The organism is Candidatus Sodalis sp. SoCistrobi (genome assembly GCF_900143145.1).
In the GTDB taxonomy this organism is placed as follows: domain Bacteria; phylum Pseudomonadota; class Gammaproteobacteria; order Enterobacterales; family Enterobacteriaceae; genus SoCistrobi.
In genome coordinates this window covers 1-16,431 of the sequence record NZ_FRDB01000039.1, presented here as the reverse complement: position 1 = coordinate 16,431, position 16,431 = coordinate 1, and the positions used below count along the sequence as shown (strand labels likewise).

At 59.4% G+C, this 16,431-nt stretch carries 16 protein-coding genes and 1 tRNA gene; 3 read left to right on the top strand and 14 right to left on the bottom strand.

Annotated features, from left to right (window positions below):
• The 3 genes from nadR to serB form a co-directional block, all read right to left on the bottom strand.
• Window positions 1-583, bottom strand: a 583-nt coding sequence (gene nadR / locus CINSTRO3249_RS04570; protein WP_084790111.1) for a multifunctional transcriptional regulator/nicotinamide-nucleotide adenylyltransferase/ribosylnicotinamide kinase NadR, incomplete at its 3' end; no start/stop codon positions are given.
• A gap of 13 nt (window positions 584-596) precedes the next feature.
• Complete coding sequence (radA, locus tag CINSTRO3249_RS04565; RefSeq protein ID WP_074012372.1) at window positions 597-1,979, bottom strand: DNA repair protein RadA; 1,383 nt, start codon at window positions 1,977-1,979, stop codon at window positions 597-599.
• A gap of 61 nt (window positions 1,980-2,040) precedes the next feature.
• Window positions 2,041-3,018, bottom strand: a complete 978-nt coding sequence (gene serB / locus CINSTRO3249_RS04560; RefSeq protein ID WP_074012371.1) for a phosphoserine phosphatase — start codon at window positions 3,016-3,018, stop codon at window positions 2,041-2,043.
• Between the two features lie 107 nt (window positions 3,019-3,125).
• Here serB and CINSTRO3249_RS04555 point away from each other — a divergent pair, with 107 nt between their 5' ends.
• The gene (locus CINSTRO3249_RS04555) at window positions 3,126-3,830 is read left to right on the top strand and encodes a YtjB family periplasmic protein (RefSeq protein WP_074012370.1); all 705 of its coding nucleotides are present in this window, start codon (window positions 3,126-3,128) and stop codon (window positions 3,828-3,830) included.
• A 7-nt stretch (window positions 3,831-3,837) separates the two neighbouring features.
• On the opposite strand, the gene deoD is transcribed toward CINSTRO3249_RS04555, so the two are convergent.
• From deoD to CINSTRO3249_RS04500, 11 genes are all read right to left on the bottom strand, one after another.
• Window positions 3,838-4,557, bottom strand: coding sequence for a purine-nucleoside phosphorylase (deoD, locus tag CINSTRO3249_RS04550; protein ID WP_074012369.1), 720 nt, complete (start codon window positions 4,555-4,557; stop codon window positions 3,838-3,840).
• Window positions 4,558-4,666: 109 nt separating this feature from the next.
• Window positions 4,667-5,890 (bottom strand): phosphopentomutase, encoded by a 1,224-nt coding sequence (gene deoB / locus CINSTRO3249_RS04545; protein WP_074012368.1) that lies wholly within the window; start codon window positions 5,888-5,890, stop codon window positions 4,667-4,669.
• A 170-nt stretch (window positions 5,891-6,060) separates the two neighbouring features.
• Window positions 6,061-7,392, bottom strand: a complete 1,332-nt coding sequence (gene deoA, locus CINSTRO3249_RS04540; RefSeq protein ID WP_074012367.1) for a thymidine phosphorylase — start codon at window positions 7,390-7,392, stop codon at window positions 6,061-6,063.
• Window positions 7,393-7,469: 77 nt separating this feature from the next.
• The gene (gene deoC / locus CINSTRO3249_RS04535) at window positions 7,470-8,249 is read right to left on the bottom strand and encodes a deoxyribose-phosphate aldolase (protein ID WP_074012375.1); all 780 of its coding nucleotides are present in this window, start codon (window positions 8,247-8,249) and stop codon (window positions 7,470-7,472) included.
• A gap of 496 nt (window positions 8,250-8,745) precedes the next feature.
• Window positions 8,746-9,549: a TatD family hydrolase gene (locus CINSTRO3249_RS04530; RefSeq protein ID WP_074012366.1), complete on the bottom strand. Its 804-nt coding sequence runs from the start codon at window positions 9,547-9,549 to the stop codon at window positions 8,746-8,748.
• A 753-nt stretch (window positions 9,550-10,302) separates the two neighbouring features.
• Complete coding sequence (locus CINSTRO3249_RS04525; protein ID WP_074012365.1) at window positions 10,303-10,494, bottom strand: CsbD family protein; 192 nt, start codon at window positions 10,492-10,494, stop codon at window positions 10,303-10,305.
• Window positions 10,495-10,559: 65 nt separating this feature from the next.
• Window positions 10,560-10,721 carry a DUF1328 domain-containing protein gene (locus CINSTRO3249_RS04520; RefSeq protein WP_011410256.1) on the bottom strand — a complete coding sequence of 54 codons (162 nt, stop codon included), beginning with the start codon at window positions 10,719-10,721 and terminating at the stop codon, window positions 10,560-10,562.
• A gap of 142 nt (window positions 10,722-10,863) precedes the next feature.
• Window positions 10,864-11,478: a molecular chaperone OsmY gene (gene osmY / locus CINSTRO3249_RS04515; RefSeq protein ID WP_074012364.1), complete on the bottom strand. Its 615-nt coding sequence runs from the start codon at window positions 11,476-11,478 to the stop codon at window positions 10,864-10,866.
• A 759-nt stretch (window positions 11,479-12,237) separates the two neighbouring features.
• Complete coding sequence (gene prfC / locus CINSTRO3249_RS04510) at window positions 12,238-13,827, bottom strand: peptide chain release factor 3 (protein ID WP_074012374.1); 1,590 nt, start codon at window positions 13,825-13,827, stop codon at window positions 12,238-12,240.
• A 122-nt stretch (window positions 13,828-13,949) separates the two neighbouring features.
• Window positions 13,950-14,393, bottom strand: coding sequence for a ribosomal protein S18-alanine N-acetyltransferase (gene rimI / locus CINSTRO3249_RS04505; RefSeq protein ID WP_074012363.1), 444 nt, complete (start codon window positions 14,391-14,393; stop codon window positions 13,950-13,952).
• The gene (locus CINSTRO3249_RS04500; protein ID WP_074012373.1) at window positions 14,362-14,775 is read right to left on the bottom strand and encodes a DNA polymerase III subunit psi; all 414 of its coding nucleotides are present in this window, start codon (window positions 14,773-14,775) and stop codon (window positions 14,362-14,364) included. The genes rimI and CINSTRO3249_RS04500 overlap by 32 nt, the downstream gene beginning before the upstream one ends.
• Before the next feature lie 112 nt (window positions 14,776-14,887).
• Here CINSTRO3249_RS04500 and rsmC point away from each other — a divergent pair, with 112 nt between their 5' ends.
• Together rsmC and CINSTRO3249_RS04490 are read left to right on the top strand one after the other, a co-directional pair.
• Window positions 14,888-15,940 (top strand): 16S rRNA (guanine(1207)-N(2))-methyltransferase RsmC, encoded by a 1,053-nt coding sequence (rsmC, locus tag CINSTRO3249_RS04495; RefSeq protein WP_074012362.1) that lies wholly within the window; start codon window positions 14,888-14,890, stop codon window positions 15,938-15,940.
• A 166-nt stretch (window positions 15,941-16,106) separates the two neighbouring features.
• Window positions 16,107-16,193 (top strand) — tRNA-Leu (locus CINSTRO3249_RS04490).
• The last annotated feature ends 238 nt before the right edge of the window (window positions 16,194-16,431 follow it).

Sequence of the window (16,431 nt, the reverse complement as noted above, 5' to 3'; positions counted from 1 at the left end):
TCATATGCTGTTTAACCAGCGTCTGATATCGGCGGGTAAGGCGAGAGTCAATCCCGCCAACAGATAGGTTGAAATCATTCTGCAAAGTAATAACAGGTATCACGATAAATGTGTAGATACCTATGCCGTGGGGGTAAGGCTCCATTCCCTGTTCATTGAAGGCATGAATACGAATATTCTTCTGATACTTGAATGTTTGCAACAGCCAGCGCAGCCTGTCGCTAAGCGTGGGCTGCTGGGACATGGCGCTGTCCTCAAACAGCCGCAGGTCGCGCTGATCGTCGTAGTTGAGGATCACATGCAGCTCATCAACTTGACTACAGGCTCGCTGGATCAGGTAGATATGGCCGGTATGCAGCGGATAAAACTTGCCGAAGATCACCCCGACCGTTTTTTGCCGGCGGGGGAACTCCAGCCCGAGGAAACGGTGGATGGCTTCGAGCTTCTGGGCGCTCGGGCTTTTGATTTTCGCGTTCAGCAGCTGGCTGAGATAACCTTTGGTCACGCCGCAGGCGTCCGCCACCTGCTGTAAGGTGCACCCCTGCTGTTTGATGGCGCTTTTCAAATAGGTGAACGACAACATACCTTCCTCAACGTCAGAGTTCTTCCAGTATCGCCAACGCATCGGCCAGTTTTTTTACGCCGAAGATCTGCATATTTTCCGGCGCCTTTTTCGGCACATTGGCCTGAGGCACGATGGCGCGGCGAAAACCATGTTTGGCGGCCTCGGTGATGCGCTCCTGACCGCTCGGCACCGGGCGGATCTCGCCCGCCAGCCCCACTTCGCCGAAGACCACCAGATCCTTCGGCAAGGGGCGGTCGCGCAGACTGGACACCATCGCCAGCATCAACGCCAGATCGGCGCTGGTTTCGCTCACTTTTACCCCACCGACGACGTTGACGAATACGTCCTGATCCGCCATCTGCAACCCGCCGTGGCGGTGCAGCACCGCCAGCAAGATAGCCAATCGGTTTTGCTCAAGGCCAACCGCCACCCGGCGCGGATTGGACATCATCGAGTGATCCACCAGCGCCTGGATTTCCACCAACAGCGGGCGGGTGCCCTCCCAGACCACCATCACGCTGCTGCCGGGCGTCATCTCCTCCCCGCGGCTTAAAAAAATCGCCGATGGATTGCTGACTTCACGCAGACCCTGCTCGGTCATGGCGAAGACGCCAAGCTCATTGACCGCGCCGAACCGGTTTTTATGACTGCGCAACGTGCGGAAACGTGAATCGGAATCGCCGTCCAGCATAATAGAGCAGTCGATGCAGTGCTCCAGCACTTTCGGCCCCGCCAGCGTGCCGTCTTTGGTCACATGCCCGACCATGATGATGGCCACCCCTTGGGTTTTGGCGAAACGCGTCAGATAGGCGGCGGATTCCCGCACCTGGGCGACGCTACCCGGGGAAGACTGCACATCTGCCATATGCATTACCTGAATCGAGTCAATCACCATCACGCGCGGTTTTTCCTGCGCGGCGGTCAAACAAATCTGTTCGATACTGGTTTCCGACAGCATATTCAGATTGCCGGTGGGCAGTCCGAGCCGATGCGCGCGCATCGCCACCTGCTGCAAAGATTCCTCGCCGGTGACATACAGGGTTTTCATGTCGGCGGCAAGCTTGCACAGCGTTTGCAGCAGCAGGGTACTTTTCCCCGCGCCGGGGCTGCCGCCGATCAAAATGGCGCTGCCCGGCACCATGCCACCGCCCAGCACGCGGTCAAGCTCGATAAAACCCGTGGAAAAGCGCGGCAGCGCTTCAAGGCTTATCTCAGATAGCTTTTGCACTTTACTGACGCCGCTATCGCCGGCGTAGCCGCTGAACCGCTCGTTGCGCGCCGCCGCCGGCGTGGACGCGAGACGCACCTCGGTGATGGTGTTCCAGGCATGGCAGGCGGTACATTGCCCCTGCCAGCGCGGATAATCCGCACCGCATTCATTACATACAAAAGCGCGCTTTACCGCTTTAGCCACACATTACCTCGGCAAGACATGGCGCGCCGCACGCCGCGACCGCGGCCGCCGGCGGGCACGCTCAGCGTTCATCGTATTTGAGATTGCCGCTCAAGATACACAGCACTCCCAGCAAATCGGCGTGACGAATTGTCACCTTGCTTTGTTCATTGACCTTCGGCTTGGCGTGGAACGCAATGCCCAGCCCGGCTGATTGTATCATCAATAAATCATTTGCACCATCGCCAATCGCCACCGTCTGGCTGATGGGGATAGCCAGCTTATCCGCCAGACGCGTCAGCTCGCGCGCCTTGTAGCCGGCATCCACCACCTCCCCCACCACTTCGCCGGTCAGGCGGCCATCGCGGATCTCCAGCTCATTGGCGGCGATGGAAACCAAACGCAGCTTGTCGCGCAACAATTCGGCGAAATAGGTAAAGCCGCCGGAGGCGATAGCGACATGCCACCCCAGACTTTGCAGCTTTTTAGTCAACTGTGTCAGACCGGGCATCAGCGGCAGCGCCTCGCGCACCTGACGCAGAATATCGGCATCGGCGCCTTTCAGGGTCGCCACCCGCTGACGCAGGCTGGCGGTGAAGTCCAGTTCGCCGCGCATCGCCCGCTCGGTTACCGCCGCCACCTCGGTGCCGACCCCCGCCAATTTGGCTATCTCATCGATGCACTCGATTTGTATCGCCGTGGAGTCCATATCCATAATCAGCAGGCCCGGCGCGCGTAAATGGGGCGTTTTGCCGAAAGGCGCCACGTCCAGGCCGTGCTCATGGGCCAGCCGCGTGGCGCGCGCCGTTAGCGACCCCGCCAGACGCACCACCTGATAATCATCAATTTGCCAGGCGGAAACCACCACCATCGCCGCGCCCAGCGCGCGCTGATACCGCGACAGGCTCTGTTTATCCAGATTTTTGCCGTATAATAACCAACCGGTATGGCCCGCTCGGTAATCCAGCGGCATGACTTCGTCGCCGCTTAATGACAAAGGCAATCCCGGCCAGTGTGAAATACCCTCGGGCAGATCGCAGTAGGTCAGACTATTGGGCATGTTGACTCCTGTAGAAAGATGTTCAGCCGCCGTTCTCAACGCGCAACAAGCTATCCTATCGTCGACGCCTCTGGCAACATAAAGCGTCTAAAAGAAAAAGGAAACCTATGGCCCGCGCCAGATTCTCGTTCCGTTTGCACCGTACGGTGATCGTGCTGATTTGCGTGGCGCTGCTGGTGGCGTTAATGCAGGGCGCGACCTATTTTAGCCTGAGCCACCAGATGGCCCGCTCGGCGCAGGTGGAAGAGTTGGCGGATACGCTGATTCGCCAGGTTACCGGCGAGCTGGCGCCGCTGATGGCCGGCCGCGACGACAACAGCGCGCCGATTAAAGGGGTGCTGGAACGCTTAACGCGCAACAGCCGCATTCTCGACGCCAGCGTCTACAACATGGACGGCAGCCTGGTGGCCCGTGCCGGTGAAAACATCAGCGTACGCGACCGGTTGGCTATCGGCAATCAGCGAGCGGGCAGCTTCTTCAACCATCAGTTGGTGCGAACGATTGAAGATGACAAGGGCCCCAGCGGTTTTGTGCGCCTGACGCTGGATACCCACGTATTGGAGATTGAAGCCAAACAGGTCGACAATACCACCAATCTGCTGCGCCTGATGATGCTGTTGGCGCTCGCCATCGGTATCATCCTGGCGCGCACGCTGCTGCAAAACCGCCGCAGCCGCTGGCAGCAGTCGCCCTACCTGCTCACCGCCAGCACGCCGCTGGCGGAGCGACGTGAGGAAGAGGAGGACGCCGCGCCCTCCACGGCCGACATTAAGCCCCCGGCAAAGCACGTCAGACCCCACGACCCGCCCTGAGACGGCGTTAGCACGCATCGCCCAGCAAGACCGATTCCAGCGCCACTTCAATCATGTCGTTAAAGGTGGTCTGGCGATCGGCCGCGCTCAAGGCTTCACCGCTACGGATATGATCGGATACGGTGCATATCGCCAGCGCGCGGGCGCCAAATTCCGCCGCGACGCCGTAGATCCCGGCGGCTTCCATTTCCACGCCCAGAATGCCGTATTTTTCCAGGACATCGAACATCTGCGGATCCGGGGTGTAGAATAGATCGGCGGAAAAAATATTGCCCACGCGCACCGGAATTCCGGCGGCCTTGGCGGCATCCACCGCATTGCGCACCAAATCGAAGTCGGCAATGGCGGCGAAGTCATGATCTTTAAAGCGCATGCGGTTCACCTTGGAGTCGGTGCTGGCACCCATGCCGATAACGATGTCCCGCACCTGAACGTCGCTTCTAATGGCCCCGCACGAGCCGACACGGATGATCTGTTGGACGCCAAAATCGGTGATAAGCTCTTTGGTATAGATCGAGCAAGACGGAATGCCCATGCCGTGCCCCATGACCGAGACCGCGCGCCCTTTGTAGCTGCCGGTGTAGGCCAGCATGCCGCGTACCCGGTTAACTTCCCGGGCATCGGCGAGGAAGGTATTGGCAATATGCTGCGCCCGTAACGGGTCCCCCGGCATGAGTACGACCTCTGCGAAATCGCCCATTTCAGCGTTAATATGCGGCGTTGCCATACTCTCTTTCCTTTTGTGTGAAGGTTAAAAACCGGCCGCCGGCCCGGCAGGCCAGCGGCGAAATCCAATACCGGCGCCAGCACTGAAAGCCGGCGCCATCGTGCACGGCTTATATTATCGCCTTGCCGTAGTCCATCGGCGAGAGGCCGAAGTAGCGCGCCACCGTCTGACCAATGTCGGCGAAGGTGGTGCGATGGCCGTAGAAACCCGGATTGATCTTCGGGCCGTAGAGAAGGACCGGCACATGCTCACGGGTATGATCGGTGCCGTGCCAGGTGGGATCGCAGCCGTGGTCGGCGGTAAGGATCAAGATATCATTGCCCTGCACCCGCGACATCAGCTCCGGTAAGCGGCGATCGAACAGCTCCAGCGCCGCCGCGTAGCCGGCGACATCCCGTCGGTGGCCATAGGCGGAATCGAAGTCAACGAAATTGGTGAACACCAGCGTGTTGTCCCCCGCCGCGTCCATCTCCCGCACCGTCGCATCAAATAAGGCATCCAGTCCGGTGGCTTTCACCTTTTTACTGATGCCCACCTGGGCAAAAATATCGGCGATTTTGCCGACCGACACCACCGTCCCGTCTTTCTCCTCCACCAGCTTTTGCAGCATGGTCGCTGACGGCGGCGCTACCGCTAAATCGTGCCGGTTGCCGGTGCGCTCAAACTGGCCGGCTTTTGCGCCGACGAAAGGCCGGGCGATGACGCGGCCGATGTTGTAACCACCGTCGGTCAGCATTTCGCGCGCAATCTCACACAACGAATACAGGCGCTCAAGCCCGAACGTCTCTTCGTGGCAAGCTATCTGAAACACCGAATCCGCCGAGGTGTAAAAAATCGGCTTCCCGGTGCGCATATGCTCCTCCCCCAGTCGGTCAAGGATCACCGTTCCCGAGGCGTGGCAATTGCCGAGGAAACCCGGTAGGCCCGCCCGGGCGACTAACTCGTCCAAAAGCGCCGACGGAAAGCTGTTTTCCGTCGCCGGGAAATAGCCCCAGTCAAACAGCACCGGCACGCCCGCTATCTCCCAATGTCCCGACGGCGTGTCTTTGCCGGAGGAAATCTCGCTGGCATAAGCATAGGCGCCAACGATTTCCGCCTGCTTATCCAGCCCCGGCGGGAAGCGTCCGGTGGATTGCTCAGCGGCTTTCGCCAGGCCGAGGCGCGTCAGGTTAGGCAGCTTCAGCGGCCCCTTGCGCCCGTGATTGGCGTCGCCGCGTTCACAGCGCTCAGCGATATGCCCCAGGGTGTCCGACCCGCGATCGCCGAACTTATCGGCGTCCCCTGCCGCCCCGATACCAAAGGAATCCAGCACCATGATGAATACACGTTGCATCATTGTTCTCCTGCTTGCGGCGGTATGCCGGCCAAGAGGCCGCGCCATTACCGCCCTTGAGGGGAACGGCGCGCGCCGTTCCCGCAATAAAATTCGACCGACTCACCGGCCGCCGTCGCTCGCACGCGGGGACAAACGGCGCCTGCCGTTTACGCCCTTAAACGGGCCGGCTAATCGGCCGCCGCCGTGATACGGCGATAAACCACCGGTAACGCTTGTGGCGCCACGGCCCCCAGTTGGATGGCTGCGCGTACCGCCTTGGCCGCGCGCAGCCAGCTCTCCTCGCTGGCGGCATGGACCACCGCCAGCGGTGTACTGGCATCGACAAAGTCCCCCAACCGCGCCATCTCGGTGAGACCAACGCTATAATCAATGGCGTCGCTGGCCCGCTGACGGCCGCCGCCCAACGCCACAACGGTCATACCCAGCGCGCGGGTATCCATACTGCGGATATACCCCGCGCCGGCCGGAAACACCGGTTTGCTGAGCGTCGCCGCCGGCAGGTAACGGTCATAGCGCTGGACAAAGTCCGCCGGGCCGCCCTGCGCCGCCACCATCCGGCCGAAACGTTCCGCCGCCTCGCCGCTGTCCAGCGCACGTACCAGCGCCGCCCGCGCCGCATCCTCGCTCTGCGCCAGGCCGGCGGTTGTCAGCATTTCACTGCACAGCGCCAGGGTGACCTCGAACAGCCGCGGGTTGCGTTCGTCGTTGGTCAGAAACCGGACCGCTTCGCGCACTTCCAAGGCGTTGCCGGCGCTGGAGGCCAGCACCTGATTCATATCGGTCAGCAGCGCGGTCGTCCTGCAGCCCGCGCCGTTGGCAACGCCGACAATAGCCTGCGCCAGCGCTTCCGAACCCGCCAAGGTGGGCATCAGGGCGCCGGAACCTACCTTGACGTCCATCACCAGCGCATCCAGCCCTTCCGCCAGTTTTTTTGCCAGAATCGAGGCGGTGATAAGCGGGATCGAATCCACCGTCGCGGTTATATCGCGGGTGGCATAAATGCGCTTGTCCGCCGGCGCCAGCGAGTGGGTCTGCCCCATAATCGCCACCCCGACCTGTTTTATCTGGGCGCGGAAGGCATCGTCGTCCAGAAAAATCGCCAGCCCCGGAATCGCCTCCAGTTTATCGAGCGTGCCGCCGGTGTGCCCGAGCCCACGCCCGGAAACCATAGGCACGAAACCGCCGCAGGCGGCGATCATCGGCCCGAGCATCAGCGAGGTGACATCCCCCACGCCGCCGGTGGAATGCTTATCCACCACCGGCCCGCCCAACGCCTCACGGCGCCAGTCCAGGGTATGGCCGGAATCGCGCATGGCCAGCGTCAGCGCCACGCGTTCCTGCAAATTCATATCGTGGAAATAGATGGTCATCGCCAGCGCGGCGATTTGGCCCTCGGAAACGGTATTATCGCGTACTCCATTGACGAAAAAGCGAATTTCTTCCGCGCTCAGCGGCTCGCCATCCCGCTTTTTACGGATAATTTCTTGTGCCAGAAACACAGTATCCCCTCGGCAAAGCAAAGCGGGCCGCAGCCCGAAAAACGGCGTTCGCCGCCGCGGCGGCGCACCGTCACGGCTTAGTACCCGTTTGCGGCAGGTTGCGCTGCCTGACCCAGCACCGTCAACAGACTGCCCAACAGACTGGAGGCACCGAAGCGGAAATGGCGCGCATCAGCCCAACCCTCGCCCATAATCTCATCGGCCAGGGCCAGATAGGCCGCGGCCTCTTCGGCGGTGCGCACGCCGCCGGCGGCTTTGAACCCCACCCGTTCGGCAGCGCCTTCCTCCATGATAGTGGTCAGCATAATGCCGGCGCTTTCCAGGGTGGCGTTCACCGGCACTTTCCCGGTGGAGGTTTTGATGAAATCCGCGCCGCCCGTAATCGCCAGCTGCGATGCGCGGCGGATAAGATCCGGCCGGCGCAGTTCACCGCTCTCGATAATCACCTTCAGCAGCACCTGCCGGGCGCGGCACACCTCGCTGGCCTGTTTCACCATTTCCAGCCCGATGTGCTCATTGCCAGCGATAAGCGCCCGATAGGGGAACACGATATCCACTTCATCCGCACCATAGGCGATAGCGGCGCGGGTTTCCGCCAGCGCGGTTTCCAGGCAGTCATTGCCGTGGGGAAAATTGGTCACGGTCGCGATGCGCACCGCCGTGCTGCCCTGAGCGTCAAGCGTCTGGCGGGCAATGGGAATGAAACGCGGATAGAGACACACCGCCGCAGTGTCGCCCACGGAGGTGTGGGCCTGGCGGCACAAGGCAATCACCTTTTCATCGGTATCGTCATCGTTCAGGGTGGTCAGGTCCATGAGGCTCAGCGCGCGCTGGGCCGCAAGGGTTAAATGATTCATTGTACTCTCCAACTTACCGTTTTTCGCCCTGGGCGAATCTGCAAACAGCGCGCGGAACAAGGTATTGTTCACGCGCAACGAGGTTGGCGAGCGGACTTGGTTCCATGAAGAGCTACCCGCCGGCCATGCAGGCCGCGGGCGTCAGAGTTCCCTCTCGCCGCGCCGTTATCCAGTGCACGGGGTATTGTGCTTGCCCCGTATTGCGCTGACGCTATTTTTTCATATTTACGCGAAATAAGCTGCTGCATTATCGCGTTTTATGCGCGACAACACGGAAATCATGCTGCAACCGCGTTGAGGCGCAGGCCGGCCAACCCGTATCGCCGCCCTGCCGGGGATGGCCCCGTGATCCCCCCCCGCGACGGCCTCATTATCCTGCCACGGTATGCAGATGAGCGGCTTCGCGCGCCGCGACCCGGCACGGGCGGGAAAGTGCCTTCTTGGTTCCTCCGCGCCCAAGAGTGAACCGCTTAAGCACCCCGCAACACCGGGGGAGTCAGACCGCGTCGGGGTCGCGGGCCGGCAGCGCGAACAGCCGCAGGCTATTCTGATACAACGCATCGGCAATCACCGCCGGCGGCTCGGGGCGCAGTTGGCACAGCGCGGCAAACGTCTGGCGGATGCGCTCCGGCCGGTTAGGCTGCCCTTGGTATCCCGACAACGGCATATCGGGCGCGTCGGTCTCCAGCAGCAGACACGTCAATGGCAATCGCGCCATGACGTCACGGGTTTTGCTGGCGCGGGGATAGGTAATGGTCCCGCCGACGCCGAGATAATAGCCCAGCTGAACAAACGCTTGCGCCTGTTGATAGCTGCCGGCAAAACCGTGCACCACCCCCGTACGCGGCACGGCTTGGGTCCGCAACAGCTTGGCCAGCCGATCGTGTGTCCGGCGCGAGTGCAGTATCACCGGCAAATCGTAGCGCGCCGCCAGGCGCAACTGCGCCGACAATAACGCCAGCTGGCGCGGCAGTTGCGGCTGTGGCATATAGGTATCCAGACCGATTTCCCCGACCGCCGCAAGCGTGGCGCAATGCTGGTGCAATTGCTGCTGCAACCGATCGACATCCTCATCCTGATGCCGGGCAATGGCGATGGGATGCAGACCGAGCGCGGCATGCAGCATCGGGTAACGTTCCGCCAGCGTCAGCACGCCGGCAAACCTTTCAGCCGCCACCGAAGGCACCAGGATGCGCTCAACGCCCGCCGCCGCCGCCAAATGTAAACTTTGCTGCTCCTGGCCCGAAAACGGTGGGAAATCAAAATGACAATGTGTGTCGATAAAACGCGGTTGGTGCATGAGTCCCCCTGTCGCGGCGGCCTTATACGCCAGCCGGCCGAACCGTTTCTTCTAACAGCATATAACATAATGCGCCGCCCGGCGGTGACAAAACACCCACCGCCGCGGAAAGTCAACCAGCCAGACCGACGCTACCCTAATAATGGGCTAAATACCGGTGCTGCGGTGGCATCATAGTCATAGGGAGTCAATGGGTGACAACCTAAATCGGTGAGGCTAATCCACAGCGTTGACGACATTGCAGGATGCAGTAACGGCGCCCGCCGGGCGGCGTTGTTTATCGTTATCTCGTCATGCTGTGGTGTTATGGCATCGAGCGGCGTTGTTGTTGACGGTACCTTTGGCGGTTATTGTGCTGCAAGGTACCCTCGGCAGTTGGTGCTCATCAACCCCCTTCAGCGGTTACTGTCTAGCGAGGTACCTTAAGCCCTTGGCGTCCATCAGGCCCTTCAGCGGTTATTGTTTAGCGAGGTACCTGCAGCCCTTGGCGTCTATCAACCACCTTCAGCGGTTATTGTCTAGCGAAGTACTCTAAGCCCTTGGCGTCCATCAACGACATTCAGCCCTTGGTGTTCAGCAAGGGACTTTCAGTGGCCAAAATCATATTGTCCAGTTGATGTGGGGTGTTGGGTTCACTTGCCAAAGACGGCACAATGCGTCGGCGGGGCAGTATCAGGAGCGAAAAGGCGTGAAAGGCCGGGCTGAGGAAAACCTTTTGCCGGTGCCCCTACGGCAAATACCGTTGCCGGTGGCTTAATGGCAGGACTTGTTGGCGAAAGAGGAGTGCGGCTTGACCGATTTGCCGTAATCTTCCTGTAAAACGCCGGAGAGGTAATCATTGCTTCCCGCTACCCAGGCACAGTCGCTATCAAACCACTCTGCCCACAATAACCACATCTGGCTCTTCCATTGTTTCCATTTGCCAACCACGATGTCGCTATTCATAGGCCTCTCCGGGTATAACCGTTTAAATCACTGGCGCGAAGGCCAGTCTGGTTTCATAAGCAACACTACCTGCCGCGACGGCCGGTGAACAGGCTTATCAGGAACAGGATAATACCGACGACGAATACGATTTTCGCGGCCCAAGCAGCCGTACCCGCCAGACCACCAAACCCTAATGCAGCTGCAATCAAGGCAATAACTAGAAAAATAATGCCCCAACGAAACATAAGCCTCTCCTTACCCAAATGATGGAATAACAACTTTTGTGTTACCGGAGGAGAGGGAGCGGGTCCCTCTTCCCACTTTACCGGCTATTTTAGTCCCTGTAACCGCTAACGGACCACGGTTAACGATTTCACACGATGCGCGTTACTGGCCGGAGGTCAGGTCGTTTTTAACACTTTTCACGCCGTCCACCGCCTTGGCAACGCTTTCTGCACGGGTGATCTGCGCAGCATTTTCCACCTTACCGCTTAACTGCACGATACCATCGGTGGTTTCCACCTTAATCATCCGCGACGGCACGCTCTTATCCGCCAGGAATTTTGCCTTCACTTCGCTGGTGATCGCCGCGTCGCTGGCGTAGGTCTTTACCGAAGTGCTATTCGTTTCTTTCACATGCAGCTTGTCGCTGACGGATTTCACGCCTTTGACATTGCGAGCTGAGGTTACAGCTTTTTCCGCCTGGCTCTGGTTGGCGACAAAACCGCTCAACGTGACGACGCCTTGATTGGTTTCGACGGAAATGTCGTTGCTGTTCACGGCATCATTGCCCACCAGCGCGCTTTTAACTTTCGCGGTAATGGCGCTATCGCCCATATACCCCGACGCTGACTTCATGGAGCTATCGATTTTCTGCCCCGTGGTATTGGCCGCGGACTTGGCGTCCTGCGTCACGGAAGTGTCCGCCATTGCGGTTGCGCTGGCCAGGACTGAACCCAGTACGATAGCCGTAAGCGATTGTGCAATCTTGGTCTTATTCATCGATGTTTTCCTTTTATCATTCCACTCAATGCCTGAGCGATGCGCCACAACTGTAGCCTGAATAATGCGCCGCCGCGTGATAAGCCGGTCTGGCATCCAACAATTTCCGCGTCCTGCAACCTTGCAGTGACCCTTCATTAAAAATGTCAGGTGATAATCACCGTTGCTGTGTTCTGTTCTCCTATTGGCCTTATTCGTCCTGGGAACCGCGGGCCATAATTAGGCTGCCCTCACGGTCCTTAACAGCAAATTTCTCTGACTTCGCCGGATTTATTAGCTTAATTAACCGCTCCGTCAGTGACAATTTAACTATAGACCACCACGAGTAATTTGCATGCTTAGGGAAAAGAAAATCGTCGAATTAAAAGCAGAAGCAAGGATTTAGGAACTTTCCGGCAGGGAGAGGCTAAGGCATCGGGTAAGCCCGCGGACGACTGCGGGTCACCCGCTCAAGGAGCAACGGGGCGGGGATGGCCATTGCCAATAAGGGCGTGGCATCCCCCTTTATTAGAGACCTTCCGCCGTTGCCGCTGTAGCCCATGGGAGGTGCAAAGGCGCAACGCGAATGCCGCTGCCGCCCATGCTACGCGTAACGGCGCCAATACCGGCATTATGACAAAGCCGGCAGAGGCCGACGGCGAAGAACAAGGGCGCGCCCTGAGGTGGCATTACGCCCCCCATCGCCCGGGCGTCGCGCCCGGATGCTATATCAGGTTTCAGGGAACGCGCCGTTCGTGCGGCATGCCGCGACACGCGCGATTAGTGTTCGCGCGTTTTATGGAACTGAACATCCGGGTAGCGCTCCCGGGTCAAATTCAGATTCACCATGCTCGGTGCGATATAAGACAGGTTATTACCGCCGTCGAGCGCCAGGTTAAGCTCATTTTTACGCTTGAACTCTTCCAGTTTTTTGGCGTCGCCGCACTCAACCCAGCGGGCGGTGGAAACGTTGACCGACTCATACAGCGCTTCCACGTTGTATTCGCTTTTCAGCCGCGCCACCACCACATCGAACTGCAGTACGCCGACCGCGCCGACGATGAGATCGTTGTTCCCTAGCGGACGAAACACCTGCACCGCGCCCTCTTCGGACAATTGCACCAGCCCTTTAAGCAATTGTTTTTGTTTGAGCGGATCGCGCAGGCGGATACGGCGGAACAATTCCGGCGCGAAGTTGGGAATACCGGTAAATTTCAGCTCTTCGCCCTGGGTGAAGGTGTCGCCAATTTGGATAGTGCCGTGGTTGTGCAACCCGATAATATCGCCGGCGAAAGCCTCTTCGATATGAGAACGATCACCCGCCATAAAGGTCAGCGCATCGGCGATGACGACGTCTTTACCGGTACGCACCTGGCGCAGTTTCATACTTTTTTCATAACGGCCGGACACAACGCGCAAAAACGCCACCCGGTCCCGGTGCCGCGGGTCCATATTGGCCTGGATCTTGAACACGAAACCGGTGAACTTTTCTTCTTTCGCGCTCACCACCCGCGCGTCGGTCTGCCGCGGCATCGGCGGCGGTGCCCAAGCCACCAGCCCATCGAGCATATGATCGACGCCAAAGTTACCTAACGCGGTGCCGAAAAAGACCGGCGTCAGCTCTCCCGCCAGGAAAGCCTGTTCGTCAAACGGATGGGAGGCGCCCTGCACCAGTTCCAGCTCTTCGCGCAGCTGCGCGGCCAGATCCTCGCCCACCGCCTGGTCCAACTCCGGGTTGTCCAGCCCTTTCACCACCCGTACCGCCTGGATGGTATGGCCCTGGCCGCTCTGGTAAAGGTAAGTTTCATCCTTCGCCAGATGGTAAATGCCCTTGAACAGCTTGCCGCAGCCAATGGGCCAGGTGATCGGCGCGCAGGCGATACGCAGCTCGCTTTCCACCTCATCCAGCAGCTCCATCGGATCGCGAATATCGCGGTCCACTTTATTCATAAAGGTCAGGATCGGCGTGTCGCGCAGGCGGGTAACTTCCATCAGCTTGCGGGTCCGGTCCTCAACCCCTTTGGCGGCGTCAATCACCATCAGGCAGCAATCCACCGCCGTCAGGGTACGATAGGTGTCCTCGGAGAAGTCTTCATGCCCCGGGGTATCCAGCAGATTGACCAGTGCCTGGCGGTAAGGGAATTGCATCACCGAGGTGGTAATGGAAATACCGCGCTGCTTTTCCATTTCCATCCAGTCGGATTTGGCGTGCTGGTTAGAGCCGCGGCCTTTAACGGTACCGGCGGTTTGAATCGCCTGTCCGAACAGCAGCACTTTTTCAGTAATCGTCGTTTTACCGGCGTCGGGGTGCGAAATAATCGCAAAGGTGCGCCGTGCCGCAATCTCGTCGGCGTAAAGGTCGTTCTTCATGGTCACTTTCTCGATGGGCGCACGACTGACGCGCGCCACATAACAGGTCTAAACGGAATTTGCTGGTTGCAGATTCTACATGGTGTGGGGAGTCATTGATAGCACCCCGGTCGGCAGGGGCGTCAGCCCAGCGGCAGCGCCATAATCACCGCATCTTCGCGGCCGTCCGCCGAGGGATAGTAATTGCGCCGGACCGAAACTTCATTAAAACCCAGCGCGCCATACAGGGCGATAGCCGGCGCATTGGACTGACGCACTTCCAGCCACAGCGTAAAGACCTGCCGCTGCTCCAGCTCGGCAATAAGATGGTTCAGCAGCGCCCGGCCATGCCCCTGGCGCTGAAAGTCGGGATGGACGGCAATATTGAACAGCGACGCTTCATCCAGCACCGTCTGGGTGATGGCGAAAGCCGCGATGCGTTCCCCCACGCACAGCTTGAAATTGAGATAGCGATCGCCCTGATTGCCGGCAAAGGTTTTGGCGCTCCAGGGAAACGCGTGGCTGGCCTGCTCAATGTGCCAGGCTTCGGTTAAATCAGCCGGCAGCAGCGGTAATATGGTGTTCATCATCACTTATCCGGCGCCATAGCTCGCGTTTCGCGCCAACGTCCTGTGAAAGCGCCGCCAGCGGCGGCGTATGGAAAGATATGCCGGCAAAATCGCGTGTGGCATCGAGCCCAAGCCACCAGCAATGGCAGCGCACGCTGTCCGGCAACATCATAACTTGCTCCGGCGTCACCCCATACAGCTGCGCCGACGTCAGCGCCATGCTGCGCGCCACATCGGTCACCAGCGGATGATCCACCGGCGGCAGCGGGTCGGCTACCAGCAACAAACGAATATGACTCGGCAATTTGACCGCAACTTCCCCCTGTAGCACCGCCGGGCGCCGAAGCGTCCATTGCGTAATGCCGAGTTGTTGTAATTGCCAGTCGCGCATTGTCGTCATCGTCATTCCCATCAGCGGCCATGATTCCGCGCCGCTATGCTACCAAACCCATCGAACCCGGGGCAATAAAGCACTATACTCCCTGCTCGAATTAATGAGGAGCGTTTGTCGCATGTCTGCTTTAACCCCCGCCAGTGAAGTCATACTCCGGCATCAGGATACATTTTCAGATAAACAGGTCGTGATCGCAGGCGACGTGCAGGATTTGCTGCCGGCCCGGCTGGAGGCGCGGAGTGTGAAGGTTCATACCGCCTGGTATCACCACCGGCAGACGTTGGCGCGCGCGCTGGGCGAGCAGGCGGTGCAATTCGGCCTGGTGGCGGACGCCGCGCTGGTGGGCGGCTGCGACACGCTGATTTACTTTTGGCCGAAAAACAAGCCGGAAGCGCTGTTTCAGTTGACCAACTTGCTGTCGCTGCTGCCGCTGGGCTGCGATGTGTTTGTGGTGGGGGAGAACCGCAGCGGCGTGCGCAGCGCCGAACCGATGCTGGCAGTGTGGTGCCCGCTGGCTAAAATTGATAGCGCCCGGCGCTGCGGGCTGTATCACGGCGAGCTGGTCCAGCAGCCCCGTTTTGATGCCGAGGCGTTTTGGCAATCCTACCAGCTTGACGATGTGGTGATAAAAACCCTGCCGGGCGTCTTTAGCCGTGACGGGCTGGATAACGGCAGCCAGTTGCTATTGTCGACGTTCGATCGGCCGCTGCAGGGCCATGTGGCCGACATCGGCTGCGGCGCCGGCGTCCTGTCGGCCTTTCTGGCGAAAGGGGCGGCGGGAGTGCAATTAACCCTCAGTGATGCCCATGCGCCGGCGCTGGCGGCCAGCCGCGCCACCTTGGCGGCCAACGGGCTGGAGGGGGAGGTGCTGGCCGGCGATGTGTACTCCGCCATTAGCGGCCGCTTCGATATGATTATCTCCAACCCGCCGTTCCATGACGGCATGCAAACCAATCTGAAGGCGGCGGAGATGCTGATTCGCGGCGCTCTTAACCATCTGCGTATCGGTGGCGAACTGCGCATTGTCGCTAACGCTTTCCTGCCCTATCCAGATCTGCTCGATGCGGTATTCGGTAATCATCAAGTGCTGGCGCAGAACGGCCGTTTCAAGGTTTACCAGGCCATCCATCAGGTAAAACGCAGCCGCGATAAGGGTGCTAAACGCCGCTGACGCAGGCGGTAGCGCGCGGTCATGCGCCGCGCGCCGACGGGTCCCGCTGAGCGGGGTATCTTTTTGCAGCAAACGCCCGCGAAATCACAAATAATTATTGACCTTAACGCCAAAACCTCTAAAATCCGCCTCCGTGGTAACAGCCTTAACCGGCTGTCTGTGTCAGGCGAAGGTGGCGGAATTGGTAGACGCGCTAGCTTCAGGTGTTAGTGTCTTAACGGACGTGAGGGTTCAAGTCCCTCTCTTCGCACCACTGTCAATCTTACTTTGCCGGCCCCACGTTCCCCTTGCTTTCCCGCTACCCTCTTTGGCATTGCGCTGTCCGCCGAGATGGCTTATGCGCTGATTTCCCTTGCACCATGACATAGTGAATCACCCCGGATAAATTAGAGTCTATACTTTAAAAGTGGAGGTCTCTATGACAACGACCAAACGTTACTCTCCGGAAGTCCGTGAACGGGCAGTTAATCTAGTGCTGGAAACTCAGCATG